16 protein-coding genes are annotated in these 14849 nt (G+C 64.6%); 5 read left to right on the top strand and 11 right to left on the bottom strand.

Annotation, left to right across the window (positions count from 1 at the left end):
* Positions 1-9: 9 nt before the first annotated feature.
* From ACSQ3Q_RS01790 to ACSQ3Q_RS01770, 5 genes are all read right to left on the bottom strand, one after another.
* Entirely contained in the window at positions 10-1107 is a 1098-nt protein-coding gene (locus tag ACSQ3Q_RS01790; RefSeq protein ID WP_436132729.1) for a hypothetical protein, read from the bottom strand.
* A 190-nt stretch (positions 1108-1297) separates the two neighbouring features.
* Positions 1298-3238 carry a penicillin-binding protein 2 gene (gene mrdA, locus ACSQ3Q_RS01785; protein ID WP_436132728.1) on the bottom strand — a complete coding sequence of 647 codons (1941 nt, stop codon included), beginning with the start codon at positions 3236-3238 and terminating at the stop codon, positions 1298-1300.
* 174 nt (positions 3239-3412) lie between these two features.
* On the bottom strand, positions 3413-3931 hold the full coding sequence (gene mreD, locus ACSQ3Q_RS01780; protein ID WP_436132727.1) for a rod shape-determining protein MreD: 519 nt from the start codon (positions 3929-3931) through the stop codon (positions 3413-3415).
* A 121-nt stretch (positions 3932-4052) separates the two neighbouring features.
* The gene (gene mreC, locus ACSQ3Q_RS01775) at positions 4053-4976 is read right to left on the bottom strand and encodes a rod shape-determining protein MreC (RefSeq protein ID WP_436132726.1); all 924 of its coding nucleotides are present in this window, start codon (positions 4974-4976) and stop codon (positions 4053-4055) included.
* Between the two features lie 125 nt (positions 4977-5101).
* Positions 5102-6145, bottom strand: a complete 1044-nt coding sequence (locus ACSQ3Q_RS01770; protein ID WP_005798130.1) for a rod shape-determining protein — start codon at positions 6143-6145, stop codon at positions 5102-5104.
* A gap of 215 nt (positions 6146-6360) precedes the next feature.
* Here ACSQ3Q_RS01770 and gatC point away from each other — a divergent pair, with 215 nt between their 5' ends.
* The 3 genes from gatC to gatB are packed head-to-tail and all read left to right on the top strand — an operon-like array spanning position 6361 to position 9647.
* Positions 6361-6660: an Asp-tRNA(Asn)/Glu-tRNA(Gln) amidotransferase subunit GatC gene (gene gatC, locus ACSQ3Q_RS01765; RefSeq protein WP_436132725.1), complete on the top strand. Its 300-nt coding sequence runs from the start codon at positions 6361-6363 to the stop codon at positions 6658-6660.
* A gap of 13 nt (positions 6661-6673) precedes the next feature.
* Positions 6674-8179: an Asp-tRNA(Asn)/Glu-tRNA(Gln) amidotransferase subunit GatA gene (gene gatA, locus ACSQ3Q_RS01760; protein ID WP_436132724.1), complete on the top strand. Its 1506-nt coding sequence runs from the start codon at positions 6674-6676 to the stop codon at positions 8177-8179.
* Position 8180: 1 nt separating this feature from the next.
* Entirely contained in the window at positions 8181-9647 is a 1467-nt protein-coding gene (gene gatB / locus ACSQ3Q_RS01755; protein WP_436132723.1) for an Asp-tRNA(Asn)/Glu-tRNA(Gln) amidotransferase subunit GatB, read from the top strand.
* A 96-nt stretch (positions 9648-9743) separates the two neighbouring features.
* Here the strand turns inward: gatB and ACSQ3Q_RS01750 are convergent, their stop codons facing one another.
* Together ACSQ3Q_RS01750 and pyrE are read right to left on the bottom strand one after the other, a co-directional pair.
* Complete coding sequence (locus tag ACSQ3Q_RS01750; RefSeq protein ID WP_436132722.1) at positions 9744-10442, bottom strand: DUF4124 domain-containing protein; 699 nt, start codon at positions 10440-10442, stop codon at positions 9744-9746.
* A 5-nt stretch (positions 10443-10447) separates the two neighbouring features.
* Entirely contained in the window at positions 10448-11146 is a 699-nt protein-coding gene (pyrE, locus tag ACSQ3Q_RS01745; protein ID WP_436136915.1) for an orotate phosphoribosyltransferase, read from the bottom strand.
* 10 nt (positions 11147-11156) lie between these two features.
* Here pyrE and ACSQ3Q_RS01740 point away from each other — a divergent pair, with 10 nt between their 5' ends.
* Together ACSQ3Q_RS01740 and ACSQ3Q_RS01735 are read left to right on the top strand one after the other, a co-directional pair.
* Positions 11157-11960, top strand: coding sequence for an exodeoxyribonuclease III (locus tag ACSQ3Q_RS01740; protein WP_436132721.1), 804 nt, complete (start codon positions 11157-11159; stop codon positions 11958-11960).
* A gap of 135 nt (positions 11961-12095) precedes the next feature.
* Complete coding sequence (locus tag ACSQ3Q_RS01735) at positions 12096-12431, top strand: SMR family transporter (RefSeq protein ID WP_436132720.1); 336 nt, start codon at positions 12096-12098, stop codon at positions 12429-12431.
* A gap of 63 nt (positions 12432-12494) precedes the next feature.
* Here the strand turns inward: ACSQ3Q_RS01735 and ACSQ3Q_RS01730 are convergent, their stop codons facing one another.
* The 4 genes from ACSQ3Q_RS01730 to ACSQ3Q_RS01715 form a co-directional block, all read right to left on the bottom strand.
* Complete coding sequence (locus ACSQ3Q_RS01730) at positions 12495-12965, bottom strand: group II truncated hemoglobin (protein ID WP_436132719.1); 471 nt, start codon at positions 12963-12965, stop codon at positions 12495-12497.
* Between the two features lie 228 nt (positions 12966-13193).
* Entirely contained in the window at positions 13194-13595 is a 402-nt protein-coding gene (locus ACSQ3Q_RS01725) for a carboxymuconolactone decarboxylase family protein (protein WP_436132718.1), read from the bottom strand.
* Positions 13585-14001 carry a MerR family transcriptional regulator gene (locus tag ACSQ3Q_RS01720; RefSeq protein ID WP_436132717.1) on the bottom strand — a complete coding sequence of 139 codons (417 nt, stop codon included), beginning with the start codon at positions 13999-14001 and terminating at the stop codon, positions 13585-13587. The genes ACSQ3Q_RS01725 and ACSQ3Q_RS01720 overlap by 11 nt, the downstream gene beginning before the upstream one ends.
* A gap of 146 nt (positions 14002-14147) precedes the next feature.
* Positions 14148-14846, bottom strand: coding sequence for an SDR family oxidoreductase (locus tag ACSQ3Q_RS01715; protein ID WP_436132716.1), 699 nt, complete (start codon positions 14844-14846; stop codon positions 14148-14150).
* Between the last annotated feature and the right edge of the window lie 3 nt (positions 14847-14849).

The raw sequence follows: 14849 nt of genomic DNA, 5'->3' as shown, positions 1-14849 counted from the left end.
TCGCCGCAACTACAGCTGGGAGACCAGGCCCGTCATCTTCACGACTTCCAGATCTCGCCCCTTGACAGAGGCCAGCTCGGCACGCAGGCGGTCGTTGTCCCAGCGGTCGTCGGGGGCGCCGCTGAGGTACCAGTCCGAGCCGTTGTCCGCGAGGAACATCCCGTGGGTCTTGAGGGCCGTCAGGATCGCCTTGGCTTCAGGGCTGAATGCAACGGGGATGGCAAAACCCGCTTTCAGCCGCACCCGCATGCCCATGGGCGGGAGGTTGGCATCAGTGCTGGACGATGCATAGTGCGTGGCCGGCGGCACAAAGGCGCGCCGGGTGCGCGCCGCCGTGAACCGCAGCGCATGGCGGATACCGCCCGCACCCTTGGCGGCCTCGTCGTACCGCACCAGGCCGGGAAATATCGGCAACCCGGCAGCGTCGGCGCTGGTCCAGCCGTTCCTGGCGGCGGGCCGCACCTGGTTGCTGTCAAGGTGAAACGCCGCGCCGACATCGGCCTGCCAGCGGTCACCCCGCACGAACGCACGGCCCAGTTCATACAGCCGGTGGTTGTCCTTGTCGATGACCAACACATGGCGGTCGCCGTTTTGTCCCGGCGCGCCTTCGATGGGCGCATCCAGTGGAATCGGGAAAGGGCCCGGGTCGCTCTCGTCCCCATAGGCCACGTAGTCGATCGCCACCTTGGCCTGCTGGCCGTTCACCACCTGGTAGGGAATACCGATGGGCGAGCCCTCCCAGAGGCCCGCGCCGAAGTCCCGGTACAGACCCTTGTCAGCGCCGATGCTGGCGATCAATCGGTCCGAGCTGGGGTCCACCTCTGCGCCGCTGATGTCGATGTTCCACGGGTTGTCCGCCGGAAAAGGGACGGCCCCGTTGAGCGCGGCACCCACGCCCACGCTGGCGCGAGAAAGGTTGCCGTAGGCACTATCGCCCGGCGGGGACGGTGGAACCGAAGGCGCAGGAGGCGCAGGAGGTGCCGGCACGGACGGTGTGGCGGGACCGGGCGGGCTGGTCGTCGGATCATCACCACCACCCCCACCGCCGCAGGCCGTGAGCAGCAGTACAGGAATGGCCCCGAGGGCCCGGCGGCGTGGGTGTTGCATGGTGGTTGTCTCCAATGCGTGGCAATCGGTGCTGCAGGCTGCAGGGGCGGTGCCCGGGGCGCGCCCGACGGCACATTGTGCAGCGAGGGCCGCGCGCGCCGTGAAAGCCGTGAAAGCCGTGAAAGCCGTGAAAGCCGTGAAAGCCGTGAAAGCCGTGAGAGCCGTTTTTACGCGCCCCCGCGTGCAGGCATTACGGCAGTGGCAGGGCCACGTCGGCTGCCTTGCGCGATTTGCCGATGGGCGCGCTGGCCAGGCCCTTTTGCACCGCTGCAATGTCTTCTTCGCTCGGGTACTCACCCGTGAGCCAGTAGTCGAACACCCGCCGCGCAATCGGGGCCGCGTGGGCCGCGCCGAACCCTGCGTTCTCGACAATCGCGGCCAGCGCAATCGTGGGTTGCTCGGCCGGGGCAAACGCGGTGTACAGCGAGTGGTCGCGCTGGTGCTCTTCCATCGACCGCGCGTTGTATTTGACGTTCTGGCCCAGGCTCACCGCCTGCGCGGTGCCGGTCTTGCCGCCTGCGGTGTAGGGCGCGCCGGCAAACACGCGTGTGCCCGTGCCGCCCTTGTTGACCGCCACCATGGCATTGCGCACGATCTCCACGTTCTTGGGCAAATAGCCCAGGTCGATGCCGGGCGGCTGGGTGATTTCGGTGATCGCGCCCGTCACCGCGTTCTTCACCGCCTTGGCCATGTGCGGGCGGTAGCGCATGCCGCCATTGGCCAGCGTGGCCTGCGCCAGCGCCAGCTGCAGCATCGTGAAGTTGTTGTAGCCCTGGCCAATGCCCAGTGACACGGTCTCGCCCGGGAACCAGCGCTTCATGTCCGGGCGCTTGTAGGCATTGCGCTTCCACTCGGTGCTGGGCAGGGTGCCACGCACTTCGCCGTTGAGATCGATGCCGGTGGACTGCCCAAAACCCAGCGGCTTCATGAAGTCGTGGATCGCATCCACGCCCATCTCCACCGCCAGCGAATAGAAATACGTGTTGCTCGACTGCTGGATGGCGCGGTGCATGTCCACGCCGCCCAGCCCGCCTTCGTGGCTGCGAAAAGTGTGGCCGCCAAAGGTGTAGAACCCGGGGTCGTTGATCACCACGCTGGGCGCGCGCTTGCCCAGCTGCAGCGCGGCCATCGCCATGAAGGGCTTGTAGGTGGAGCCCGGCGGGTAGGTGCCGCGCAGCGCGCGGTTCAGCAGCGGCTTGTCGATGGACTCGTTGAGCGCCGCCCAGTTTTCGACGTCGATGCCCTCGACAAAAAGGTTGGGGTCGAACGTGGGCTTGCTTACCAGCGCCAGGATCTCGCCGTTGCGCGGATCGATGGCCACCAGCGCGCCGCGGCGCGTGCCATACAGCTCCTCGACCAGCTTTTGCAGCTTGATGTCGATGGACAGCATCACGCTGTCGCCCGGCGTGGCGGCATGGCTGGAGAGCTTGCGCACCGCACGCCCGCCAGCCGAGGTCTCCATCTGCTCGACGCCGGTCGTGCCGTGCAGCGCGGACTCGAAACTCTGCTCGATGCCCAGCTTGCCGATGTACTCCGTGCCCCGGTAGTTGGCCTCGTCTTCCGAATCCTGGATGCGCGCCTTCTCGCTCTGGTTGATGCGGCCGATGTAGCCGATCGCGTGGCTGGCGACATCGCCCATCGGGTAATTGCGAAACAGCCGGGCCTTGATGTCCACCCCCGGGAAGCGGTAGCGCTGCGCGGTGAAGCGGGCCACTTCCTGGTCGGTCAAACGCGTGCGGATGGGCAGGGATTCGAAGTTGCGCGACTCTTCCATCAAGCGCTTGAACCGCCGGCGGTCGCGGCTCTGGATATCGACCACCTTGGACAACTCGTCGATGGTTTCGTCGAGCACCCCGGCACGCGAGGGCGTGATCTCGAGTGTGTAGGCCGAATAGTTGGTGGCCAGCACCACGCCGTTGCGGTCCAGGATGAGCCCGCGGTTGGGCACGATGGGCACCACCGCCGTGCGGTTGCTCTCGGCCTGGGCGGCCAGGTCTTCGTGCCGGACCACCTGCAGGTACACCAGCCGCGCCACCACCAGGCCGAACGCAAAAAACACGACCAACCCGACGACCAGCGCACGCACGCGAAAACGCGATGCGTCGGCTTCGCTGTTGCGCAGTTCAGTCATCGCGGCACTCCATGCGCCAAGCCAAGAACGCGCTCGATGAAACCGGCGCGACCCAGGCCAGCGCCACCGTGGAACTGGCTTCGCTAGGCCACCGCTGGCGCCCCCCTTCCGGCAGTGCGAAGCATTGCGAGAGAAGGGGGAAGCGGCGCAGCCGCTCAGGGGGTTGTCTCATGGCTACAGCGGCCGGTTCTGGTCACGGTCGGGCGGGCGGCGCTGGGGCGCAAGCAGCACCCAGCTTGCCAGGGGCCACAGCAGCGCCTCGAGTAACGGAGCCAAAAAACTCCACAACCCTGGAAAGATGCCCCCTGCCGCCATGCGCAACAAAAGCTCGATGGCATGGGCCAGCGCGAACAGCGGCAGCACCTGCAGCGCCTGCGAGGGCACGCTGAACCACAGCAGCCGCCGGTGGATGGCGATCGCGCCGAACGACAGCACCGTGTACGACAACGCATGCTGCCCGAGCAGCGCCGACTGGCTCACGTCCATGCACAGGCCCAGCACAAAGGCCACGCCCATGCCGATGCGCAGTGGCTGGTGCACGCCCCAGAACACGAGCAGCACCATCAGCAGATCAGGCGTCCAGACAATGCGTCCCAGCGGCAGCATGTTGATCGCCAGGCCCGCGATCAAGCTCACCCCGATGAACACGGGGTTGACGGGCAACAGCAGCGGCTCGCCGCGCGGCATGATCATCGCGTGGGGCCTTTCGTGCGGTGCGGCGCACCGGCTGGGCTGCGCGCCGACCTCTGCACGGCGTACCGTCGGGTCAACTGCAGCAATGCCGACGTCAATGTCAATGTGGGTGCCAACGTCATCATCCTTTGCGCGCTCCACGCTTGGCAGGTGCGGTGGGGGCCGGGTCGGGCCGGGGCAGCGCGTTGTCGGCCAGCGGCTTGAGCACCACCACGTGGCGCGCGCCCTGTACCTGCGCGAGCGGCATGCAGTAGATGCGCGCAAAGGCCGAATCGGCCCGGCGCTCGACACGCACCACCTTGGCCACGGGCAGCCCCGACGGGTACAACCCGTCTACACCGCTGGTGGTGAGCAGATCGTCCTCGCGCACATCGGCGTTGGCAGGCATGAAGCGCAGCTCCATGCCACCGCCGTGGCCCGCCACCGGGTCGCCATAGGCCACGCCACGGGCGCCGGTCCGGATGTTGAGCACGGGGATGGCCTGGTCGCGGTCGACCAGCAGCGTGACTTCGCTCACGAGCGGGAACACGCGCGTCACCTGGCCCAGGACGCCAGCTTCATCCATCACCGGCGAGCCCAGTTCCACGCCGCCCATCTGGCCGCGGTCGAGCACCACGCGGCGCGTGTAAGGGTCGGCGGTGTCGTAGATCACCTCGGCTGCCTGGGCGGGGGTGACCAAGCGCTCGCGCAGGGCCAGCAGTTGCCGCAGGCGGTTGTTTTCCAGCGCCAGCTGCTCGGCCTGGTTGGCGCGCTGGCCCATGGTGGTCATCTTCTTCTGCGCCTCGTCCAGCTCCTGCTGAGCGGTGGTGAGGGACTGGAAGTAGTCCGAGCTGCGGGTGGCCAACTCCACCGGCTTGAGCATCAGCCACTGCACGGGGTACAGCACCGTGCCCACCGCCTGCCGAAAAGGTCCGGTGAGCTGAAAGCGCGCGTCGGCCACCATGAGGAACAGCGCCAAGGCGCTGTAGACGGCTAGACGCGAAAGGGCCGAAGGGCCCTGCTTGAAGAAAGGGGGAGCGCTGCGCTCGAGGGTACCCAGTGGCATCGTGCGCAGCGTCAGAGGTTGCCGCGCAACGGCGGCTCGGGCACATGCTCAGACAGAAGCATTGGAGCGGTTGCAATCATGCAGTTCAGAGCGAAAAAGTGCCTGCAGCATACAGGCGCGCAGGCTTACTCGCTCGTGAAAATGCTGCCTAGGCGGTCCATGCGCTCCAGCGCAATGCCACAACCGCGCACCACGCAGGTCAGCGGGTCTTCGGCCACCAGCACCGGCAGGCCGGTTTCTTCGGCCAGCAGGCGATCCAGGTCGCGCAGCAGCGCGCCGCCGCCGGTCAGCATCATGCCGCGGTCGGCAATGTCGGCGCCCAGTTCTGGCGGGGTTTGTTCCAGCGCGTTTTTGACGGCGGAGACGATCTGGTTGAGCGGGTCGGTCAGCGCTTCCAACACTTCGTTGGAAGAAATGGTGAAGCTGCGCGGTACGCCTTCGGACAGGTTGCGGCCCTTGACTTCCATCTCGCGCACCTCGGAGCCGGGGAAGGCCGAGCCGATGTTCTTCTTGATGGCTTCAGCGGTGGGCTCGCCGATCAGCATGCCGTAGTTGCGGCGGATGTAGCTGATGATGGCTTCGTCGAACTTGTCGCCGCCCACGCGGACGCTGCCCTTGTAGACCATGCCGCCCAGCGAGATCACGCCCACTTCGGTGGTGCCGCCGCCGATATCGACGACCATGGAGCCCGAAGCTTCGGACACTGGCAAGCCGGCGCCGATGCCAGCGGCCATGGGTTCTTCAATCAGGTAAACCGCCGTGGCGCCCGCAGCCTCGGCCGCGTCCTTGATGGCGCGGCGCTCCACCTGGGTGGAGCCGCAGGGCACGCAGATGATGATGCGGGGGCTGGGGGTGAACAGCGTGCGCGGGTGCACCATCTTGATGAACTGCTTGATCATCTGCTCGGTGATCACGAAGTCGGCAATCACGCCGTCCTTCATGGGCCGGATGGCTTCGATGTTGCCCGGGACCTTGCCCAGCATCGCCTTGGCTTCGCGGCCTACGGCCTGGATGACTTTCTTGCCATGGGGCCCGCCTTCGTGGCGAATGGCGACGACGGAAGGCTCGTCGAGGACAATGCCTTTGTCGCGGGCGAAGATAAGGGTGTTGGCGGTGCCAAGGTCAATGGCAAGGTCGGTGGAGAAGTACCGACGGAAAGCTCCGAACATTCGAAAATCCTCTCGGGCACGGCATGCGCTTCGGCCTGCCATCGCCAGGTGTGTCAGGGAATAGTGGGGGTCAAATATCGCTTTTTTCGCACAATGACCGGCTGAAAAGAGGGTATTGCGGCAAAGCCGGGATAATACCCGATCCCCTGTGAATAACTCCCCCGGAGCGGCGCGGATCACAGCTTTACTTCTGGTTTCTCTAGATTCTCCTCCCTATGGCACTGACCCCCCAGGACATCGGCCGCATTGCCAATTTGGCGCGGCTTGAGCTGACACCTCCCGAAAGTGAGCGCATGCTGACCCAGCTCAATGGTTTCTTCGACATCGTGGAAAAAATGCGGGCTGTGAATACCTCTGGCGTTGCCCCCTTGGCGCACCCCGTGGCTGCGGTCCAGGACGTGGCCCTGCGCTTGCGCGACGACGTGGCCAGCGAGCCCAACCAGCGCGAAGCCAATCAGAAGAGCGCCCCTGCCGTAGAGCGTGGCCTGTTCCTCGTTCCCAAAGTGATCGAGTGAACAGGAGACACGCATGACTCACCCCACCACCACCCAGGCCCTGCACGACCTTGGCGTTGCCGAACTGGCCAGCGCGCTGCGCGGTCGCAAGGTTTCCGCCGTCGAAGCCGCCCAGCACTTTCTGGCCCGCGGCAAGGCGCACCAGTCGCTGGGCGCGTTTGTCGCCTTCAATGAAGAGGCCACCCTGGCGCAGGCGCGCACCGCGGACGCGCGCCTCGCAGCTGGCACCGCGGGCGCGCTCGAAGGGGTGCCCATCGCCCACAAGGACATCTTCGTCACGCGCGACTTCCCCAGCACCGCCGGCTCGAAGATGCTGGCCGGCTACCAGTCGCCCTTTGACGCCACCGTGGTGCGCAAACTGGCCGAAGCCGGCGCGGTGACCTTAGGAAAGCTCAACTGCGATGAGTTCGCGATGGGTTCGTCCAACGAAAACTCGGCCGTGGCGCCCGTCGGTTTTGACGCCCCCGCCCCGGTGCGCAACCCCTGGGACACCAGCCGCATCCCTGGCGGCTCGTCGGGCGGCAGCGCCGTGGCCGTGGCCGCGCGCCTGGCCCCGGCCGTCACCGGCACCGACACCGGCGGCTCCATCCGCCAGCCCGCATCGTTCTGTGGCATCACGGGCATCAAGCCCACCTATGGCCGCGCGAGCCGCTACGGCATGGTCGCGTTTGCCTCGAGCCTGGACCAGGCCGGGCCGATGGCCCGCAGCGCCGAGGACTGCGCCCTGCTGCTGTCGGCCATGTGCGGCCCCGACCCGGACCGCGACTCCACCTCGCTCGACGTGCCCGCTGAAAACTTCAGCGCCCAACTGAACGACAGCATCGACGGCCTGCGCATTGGCATCCCCGCCGAGTTCTTTGGCGAGGGCCTTGCGCCTGATGTGCGCACCGCCGTCGATGCAGCCCTGAAGGAATATGAAAAGCTCGGCGCCAAGCTGGTGCCCATCTCGCTGCCCCGCACCGAGCTGTCGATCCCGGTGTACTACATCATTGCCCCGGCCGAGGCGTCTTCCAACCTCAGCCGCTTTGACGGTGTGAAGTTCGGCCACCGCGCCGAGAAGTACACCGACCTGGTCGACATGTACAAGAAGACGCGCGCCGAAGGTTTTGGCGACGAGGTCAAGCGCCGCATCATGATCGGCGCCTACGTGCTGAGCCACGGCTACTACGACGCCTACTACCTGCAGGCGCAGAAGATCCGCCGCATGATCGCCGACGACTTCCAGAACGCGTTCAAGAGCTGCGACATCATCGCCGGGCCGGTGGCCCCCACCGTGGCCTGGAAGCTGGGAGAGCATGGCAATGACCCGCTGGCTGATTACCTGGCCGACATCTTCACGCTGCCCGGCTCGCTGGCCGGCCTGCCCGGCATGAGCGTACCTGCAGGTTTTGGCGAAGGCGGTATGCCTGTGGGCCTGCAGCTGATCGGCAACTACTTCCAGGAAGCGCGCCTTCTGAACGCTGCCCACCGCCTGCAGCAAGCCACCGATTTCCACCTCCGCCAACCCGGAGGTCTGTGACATGACGACGACCAGCAAATTGATCCACGGCTACGAGGTCGTTATCGGCTTCGAAACCCACACCCAGCTCGCCACGCAGAGCAAGATTTTCAGCCGCTCCCCCACGGCCTTCGGTGCAGAGCCCAACACCCAGGCCTCGGCCGTGGATCTGGCCCTGCCCGGCACGTTGCCGGTGATGAACCGCGAAGCCGTGGCCTGTGCTATCAAATTAGGACTGGCACTCGGCTCCCACATTGCGCCAGTGAGCATTTTTGCCCGGAAGAACTACTTTTACCCCGACCTGCCCAAGGGCTACCAGATCAGCCAGTTCGAGATCCCGGTGGTGCAGGGCGGCGAGGTGGAGTTCTTCCTCGGCGACGAGAAGAAAACCGTGCGCTTGGTGCGTGCCCACCTTGAAGAAGATGCCGGCAAATCGCTGCACGAAGACTCGGCACTCGGAGGTGGGGGCCAGTCGGGCATCGACCTTAACCGCGCCGGCACGCCGCTGCTGGAGATCGTGACCGAGCCGGACATGCGCTCGTCCGACGAGGCCGTGGCCTACGCCAAGGAGCTGCACAAGATCGTGACGTGGATCGGCATCTGCGACGGCAACATGCAGGAGGGCTCGTTCCGCTGCGACGCCAACGTGTCGGTGCGCAAGCCCGGTGGCCCACTGGGCACACGCCGCGAAATCAAGAACCTGAACAGCTTCAAGTTCATGCAGCAGGCCATCGATTACGAGATCCGTTGGCAGATCGAGCAGATCGAGGACGGCCACGCGATCCAGCAGGCCACGGTGCTTTTCGACCCGGATACGGGCGAAACGCGCGCGATGCGGACCAAGGAAGATGCGGCCGACTACCGTTATTTCCCGGATCCGGATCTGCCGCCGCTACATATTTCAGAGCAGTGGATTGCAGAGCAACGCGCGCTGATGGCCGAATTGCCCCGAACCATGGCCACGCGGTTTGTGGCGGACTATGGTCTGCCCGAGTACGACGCCACCACGCTCACGCAGAGCAAGGCCATGGCCGCATATTTCGAAGCCACCGCCAAAGCCTGCGGTCAAGCCAAGCTGGCCAGCAACTGGATCATGGGCGAGGTGTCACGCCGCCTGAACACAGGAGAGATTGGCATCGAGCAGGCTCCGGTGACATCGGCGCATCTGGCCACGCTGATCGGGCGCATTGCCGACGGCACGATTTCCAACAACGCCGCAAAGCAGGTGTTTGACGCGCTGTGGGCGGACGAGAACGGTGACGTGGACGCCATCATCGAGTCCAAGGGCCTCAAGCAGATGAACGACAGCGGGGCGCTGGAGAAAATCATCGACGAGGTGATTGCCACCAACGCCGACAACGTGGCCCAGTTCCGTGCAGGCAAGGACAAGGCTTTCAACGCGCTGGTCGGCCAGATCATGAAGGCCAGCAAGGGCAAGGCAAACCCAACCCAGGTCAACGAGTTGTTGCGCGCGAAATTGGCGGGATAGCACTCCAGGCAACGGGCATCGTTGCGGCAAAGAAAAAGGGCCTGACGGCCCTTTTTTTAGTCGACCGCGTTTTGCAGAGGCGAGGCCACGCTGCGCCTAGCGGGTGGCCGCGGGAGCGGTCGAGTTGGCGGCAGGCCCCACGCTCGCTGCCGCCGGGCGCTGTGCATCCCACAGCTTTCTCAGCTGGGCCAGCTCGGTATCAAAACGCTGGTGCACTCGGCGCTTTTCCTGGTCCTGCCCGCTGATGAAGCGCTGCTGTTCCGCCATGCTGTCCTCGTTTTCAGCGATCTTGCGGCGCAGCGTCATCGGGGCCTTGTTCGGATCCTTCTTGTAGAACTCCATCTCCACATCGAAGCCTTTGCGTTGCTGCTTGAGCTCTGCAATGCGTTTTTCTGCGGTGGCCGTCACTTCGTTGACAAGGTGGATAGCGGCGGTGCGCTCTGCGTCGTGGGCGGCCTTGTCGGGATATCGCGCCACAAGCACCCGCTCGCGCCGACGCTCCTCCACGATGCGCGCCTGCTCTTCAGCTTCCCTGCGGCGTTGGGCCTCTTGCGCGGCACGTTCGTGCTCCGTGAGCGACGGACCGATCTGGCGCCGCGTGACACCCGAAGGGCTGAGTTCGCGCTGCTCCCGGTCCAGGCATTCCGGAATAGGCCGATCGGCCGTGAGTCGGCGCCCATTGCGGTCGACGCAGGTGTAGATGCTTCCGGGCTCGCCCTGTGACTGGGCCACGGCCAAGTCGGCGCCCAGGGTGGCCACCAAAAACCCGCCCATGATCCACGCCGACTTGCTCAAATGATCTACCCTTCGTTGACCCCGTAGCGCTGGCGGTATGCCAGCACGTTTTCGTGATGCGAGCGCATCTCCTCTTCCCCGTTATCCGACAGATACAGCAATAAGTCTGCCAGCCGGGCGATGGTGCAAACCTGCATGCCCAATTGCTGGCGCACGTACTGGACCGCGCTGTGGTCCACGTCTCGGCCATTCTCTGTGGCTTTTTCCTGGCGGTCCAGCGCAATTGCAACCGCGTGGGGCGTGGCGCCCGCTGCCCGGATGATGGCAATCGACTCCCGGGCGGCCGTTCCGGCCGACATCACGTCGTCAATGATCAGTACCCGACCTTTGAGGGGCGCCCCCACCAGGGTGCCGCCCTCCCCGTGGTCCTTGGCCTCCTTGCGGTTATAGGCAAAAGGTACGTTGCACCCCCGGCGGGCCAGTTCCACCACCACGGTGGCCGCCAGCGGAATGCCCTTGTACGCGGGGCCGAAGACCATGTCGAACTCGACGCCGCTGGCCAGCAGGGCTTTTGCATAGAATTCGGCCAGCCGGCCGATCTTCTGGCCGTCGTCAAACAGGCCGGCGTTGAAAAAATACGGGCTCAGGCGCCCCGCCTTTGTCTTGAATTCGCCGAACCGCAGTACGCCCGATTCAACGGCAAAACGTACGAATTCCTGTGCCAGCTGGCCCTGTTCAGGGGTTTGCGCACCAACATCCACCATGGGGAAATCCTTGTTCAAGTTAACCAGCCTCAATCTCAATGGCATCCGCTCGGCCACCAGCAAGGGCGTGGAAAGCTGGATGGCAGCCACGCGGCCGGATTGTATTTGTGTGCAGGAAGTGAAGGCCCAGGCGGCTGACATCAGCAACCGGTTCGAGCGCATGGCGGGCCTGCAAGGGCACTTTCACTTTGCCCAGAAAAAGGGCTACTCCGGCGTGGGCATCTACACCCGCCACGAGCCGTCGGACGTGGTCGTTGGCTACGGATCAGCAGAGTTTGACGCGGAGGGCCGGTACGTCGAACTGCGCTTTGACACCCCATCGCGCAAGCTGTCGATCATCAGTGCGTATTTTCCCAGCGGGTCGTCCGGGGAAGAGCGGCAGCAGGCGAAGTTTCGCTTCCTGGCCGAATTCCACCCACACCTCATGGGCGTCAAGCAAGAGCGGGAGTTCATCCTGTGCGGCGACGTGAACATCGCTCACCAGCAAATTGACCTGAAGAACTGGCGCAGCAACCAAAAAAACAGCGGCTTTCTGCCCGAAGAGCGGGCCTGGATGACAAAGTTGTTACACACAACTGATGAAGGCGGCGGCATCGTAGACGTTTACCGCCAGTTACAGCCCACTGCGACCGATACCGCTTACACATGGTGGAGCAACCGCGGTCAAGCCTATGCCAACAACGTTGGGTGGCGGCTGGACTATCACTTGGCAACGCCGGCGCTCGCGGCGCTGGCCCGCACGGAGTCGATCTACAAGGGCGAGAAATTCTCGGACCACGCCCCGATCACGGTGGACTACGACTTCAGCTTGTAGGCCTTGCGACCCGGCCACCAACGGCGGCAGCTGTGCGCACTGAACACTGCCACCGTCAAGGATTGACCTGGCACGGGAGCGCGGTCAATGCACCGCGGTTGGACAGCCGCGAGAGCGCCGCACAGAATCTCGGCGATGAAAAATGCCTACTTCCTGCTGGCTATCGCCATCGTTGCCGAGGTCTTTGCCACCAGCTGCCTGAAGGCCGCCAACGGTTTCACCCGCCCGCTTCCCAGCGTGGCGTCGGTCATTGGATATTGCATCTCGTTCTACTTCCTGTCTCTCACGTTGGGAACGATCCCTACCGGGGTGGCCTACGCGATCTGGTCAGGTGTCGGGATTGTGTTGATCTCTGCCGTGGGCTGGATCGTCTTTGGCCAGTCGTTGGACGCACCCGCCATCGGCGGCATGGCGCTGATTGCGGCCGGCGTGGCGGTCATCAACCTGTTCTCGAACTCGGCTGGACACTGAAGGACAGAACTGCGCAACTGCGCCGCGGAGAATGCGCCTGCCAGCGGAGTTGCGCACGCACACCTAGCCTTTGAACGGACCCTTCACTTCGCCCCAACCCCACTGGGGCATGGGCGCGTTGTGGTCCACGGTAGCCCCTGGTTGTGAATTGATGACCGCGAGCCGCGACCCCCACTCCAGGTAGCCGACGAGCGCCGATCGAAACTCAGGGTCTTCTGGAAGCTGGAGTTCATCGGCAGTGGCTAGCAGCAACTCAACCCACCGGCGTCGCTTGTCGTGCGTGAGGTGGCGGTTCAGATGCTGCGCAATCATGTGCGGGTGGCCGCCGTGCTGCTCCGAATAGGACGGAGGGCCACCCAGCACTTCGCCCAGGAAAGCGGCCACGTGTTCAGGGTGATCGGCTCCCATATGGGCAAACACCGGCTGGAGCAAGGCGTCTTCGTGAACATGCTCGTAAAAGCGCGACGTCAGCCGCCTCAGCACATCCATGCCACCCAGCCATTCATAGAGGGTGGGAGTTTCCGATTGCTGCATCTGAACACCTTTCTTCGTTGACCTGTCAACGGCGAGGCTCCTGTGCGCTGCTGCGTCCGAGGGGTGGGGCGCAAACGGGCCGTTCTTCGAGGGCCATTTATCTGCCCATCTCTCAAGCCTCACACGTTCTGACTGTAGCTGGGGCCCGCTAAGAAGTCTTCCTCAAGATGCCCCGGTCCAGGTGCAGGTGCAGGTGCAGGTGCAGGTGCAGGTGCAGGTGCAGGGACCCTAAGCGGCAACCGGCTGTTCATCGTTCGCGCCGAACACCTCACGTGCGGCGAACAAACCGTTGAGTGCCGCCGGAAAGCCCGCGTAGACGGCCATTTGCATGATGACCTCCACGATTTCGTCGCGCGAGACGCCGACGTTCAGCGCCGCCTGCAGGTGCACCTTGAGTTGCGGTGCAGCGTTGCCCATCGCAGTCAGCGCAGCCACGACGGCGATCTCGCGACTGCACAGATCGAGCCCCGGGCGGGAATAGATGTCGCCAAACGGGAATTCGATCAGGTAGCGGGCGAAGTCGGGCGCGATGTCGGCTAGGCTGGCTACGACGTGCTCACCGGCTTGCCCGTCGATCTCGCGCAGCTTGGCGAGGCCTTGGACATAACGTGGACTGGTTTCATGGGACATGGGTTCTTCCTTTGCTTGGTAACGGGGGCGTGTGGCGAAGGGAAGCTTCCAAATTCCGGTAGTGCGCGATTTTGGCTTGCAGCGTTTGCGCGGCTTGCTGCGCAGCGGCAATCGCTGCGAGCACCTGTGCCAAATGCTGCTCCAGCATGTCGCGCCGTTCCGGGGCGGTGGTGTTCCCCTCGCTGCGCAAACGCGCGAACAGCTGCATCTGCCCGATGGGCATGCGGGTCTCGCGCAGGCGCAGCAGGAATCCGATCCATTCCATGTCAGAAGCCGCGTAGCGGCGTTGACCACCCGCGGCACGGGCCACAGGCGCAATCAAGCCCGCACGTTCGTAGTAGCGCAGCGTGTGCGCGGTCAATCCTGTGCGCTCGGCGACTTCGGCAATGGTGAGGAGGGATCCCATGGGAACGATTCTGAAAGTTTGAGCGCACTCTAAGTCAAGCGCCGAATCGGCCAGATCACTCCGCGGGCACGGAGACCCCTGGCCCGCTCCTGTCTGATACCCGTAGGGCGCGCGCCGCCGCGTGTGGCACCTCTGAGAACGACACGTCAGGGAACGGACCGACTCACCCCACCGTCGACACTCAGGCTTTGTCCTGTGATGTAAGACGCGCCCTGCGAGGCCAGAAAACCAACGGCGGCTGCCACCTCTTCAGCCTTGCCGTAGCGCTGCAGGGGTACCGCGACGCGTCGGTCTTCCCACACCTGCGTGGTGTCGATCCAGCCGGGCAGGACATTGTTCATGCGGATGTTGTCCTGCGAATGGCTCTCGACAAACAGCCTGGTGAACGCTGCCAAACCCGATCGCACCATCGACGATGCAGGAGGCAGACCGCTGGGCTCCAGCGCCCAGTCTGGTGTGACGTTAACGATCACGCCGCTGCGCTGCTTTTGCATGACGGGGACCACGAGCTGCGCCGGCCGCAGCACTCCCAGCAAATAGGTGTTCAAACCCTCGAGCCACTGCGCATCGCCCAGCGCCATCAAGGGTCCTCGGCCAACACTGGTGACCAGCACATCGATGCGCCCCCAGTGAGCCCGCACCAGATCGACCAAGCGTCCGAAGTCCTCCACCGACTCGCTGGAGCCGGTCACGCCGATGCCCCCCAATTCGCGGGCCAGCGCCTCGCCTTTGCCTGTGGAAGAAATAATGCCGACGCGAAAACCATCTGCGGTCAGCTGGCGTGCAATGGCGGCGCCGATGCCCGTTCCGCCCGCAGTGACGATGGCCACTTTTTCTACTGTCATGAC

Origin of the sequence: Acidovorax sp. LjRoot129 (assembly GCF_964253765.1) — a bacterium.
Taxonomy (GTDB): domain Bacteria; phylum Pseudomonadota; class Gammaproteobacteria; order Burkholderiales; family Burkholderiaceae_C; genus Acidovorax.
This window is presented reverse-complemented; position numbering and strand designations above follow the sequence as displayed.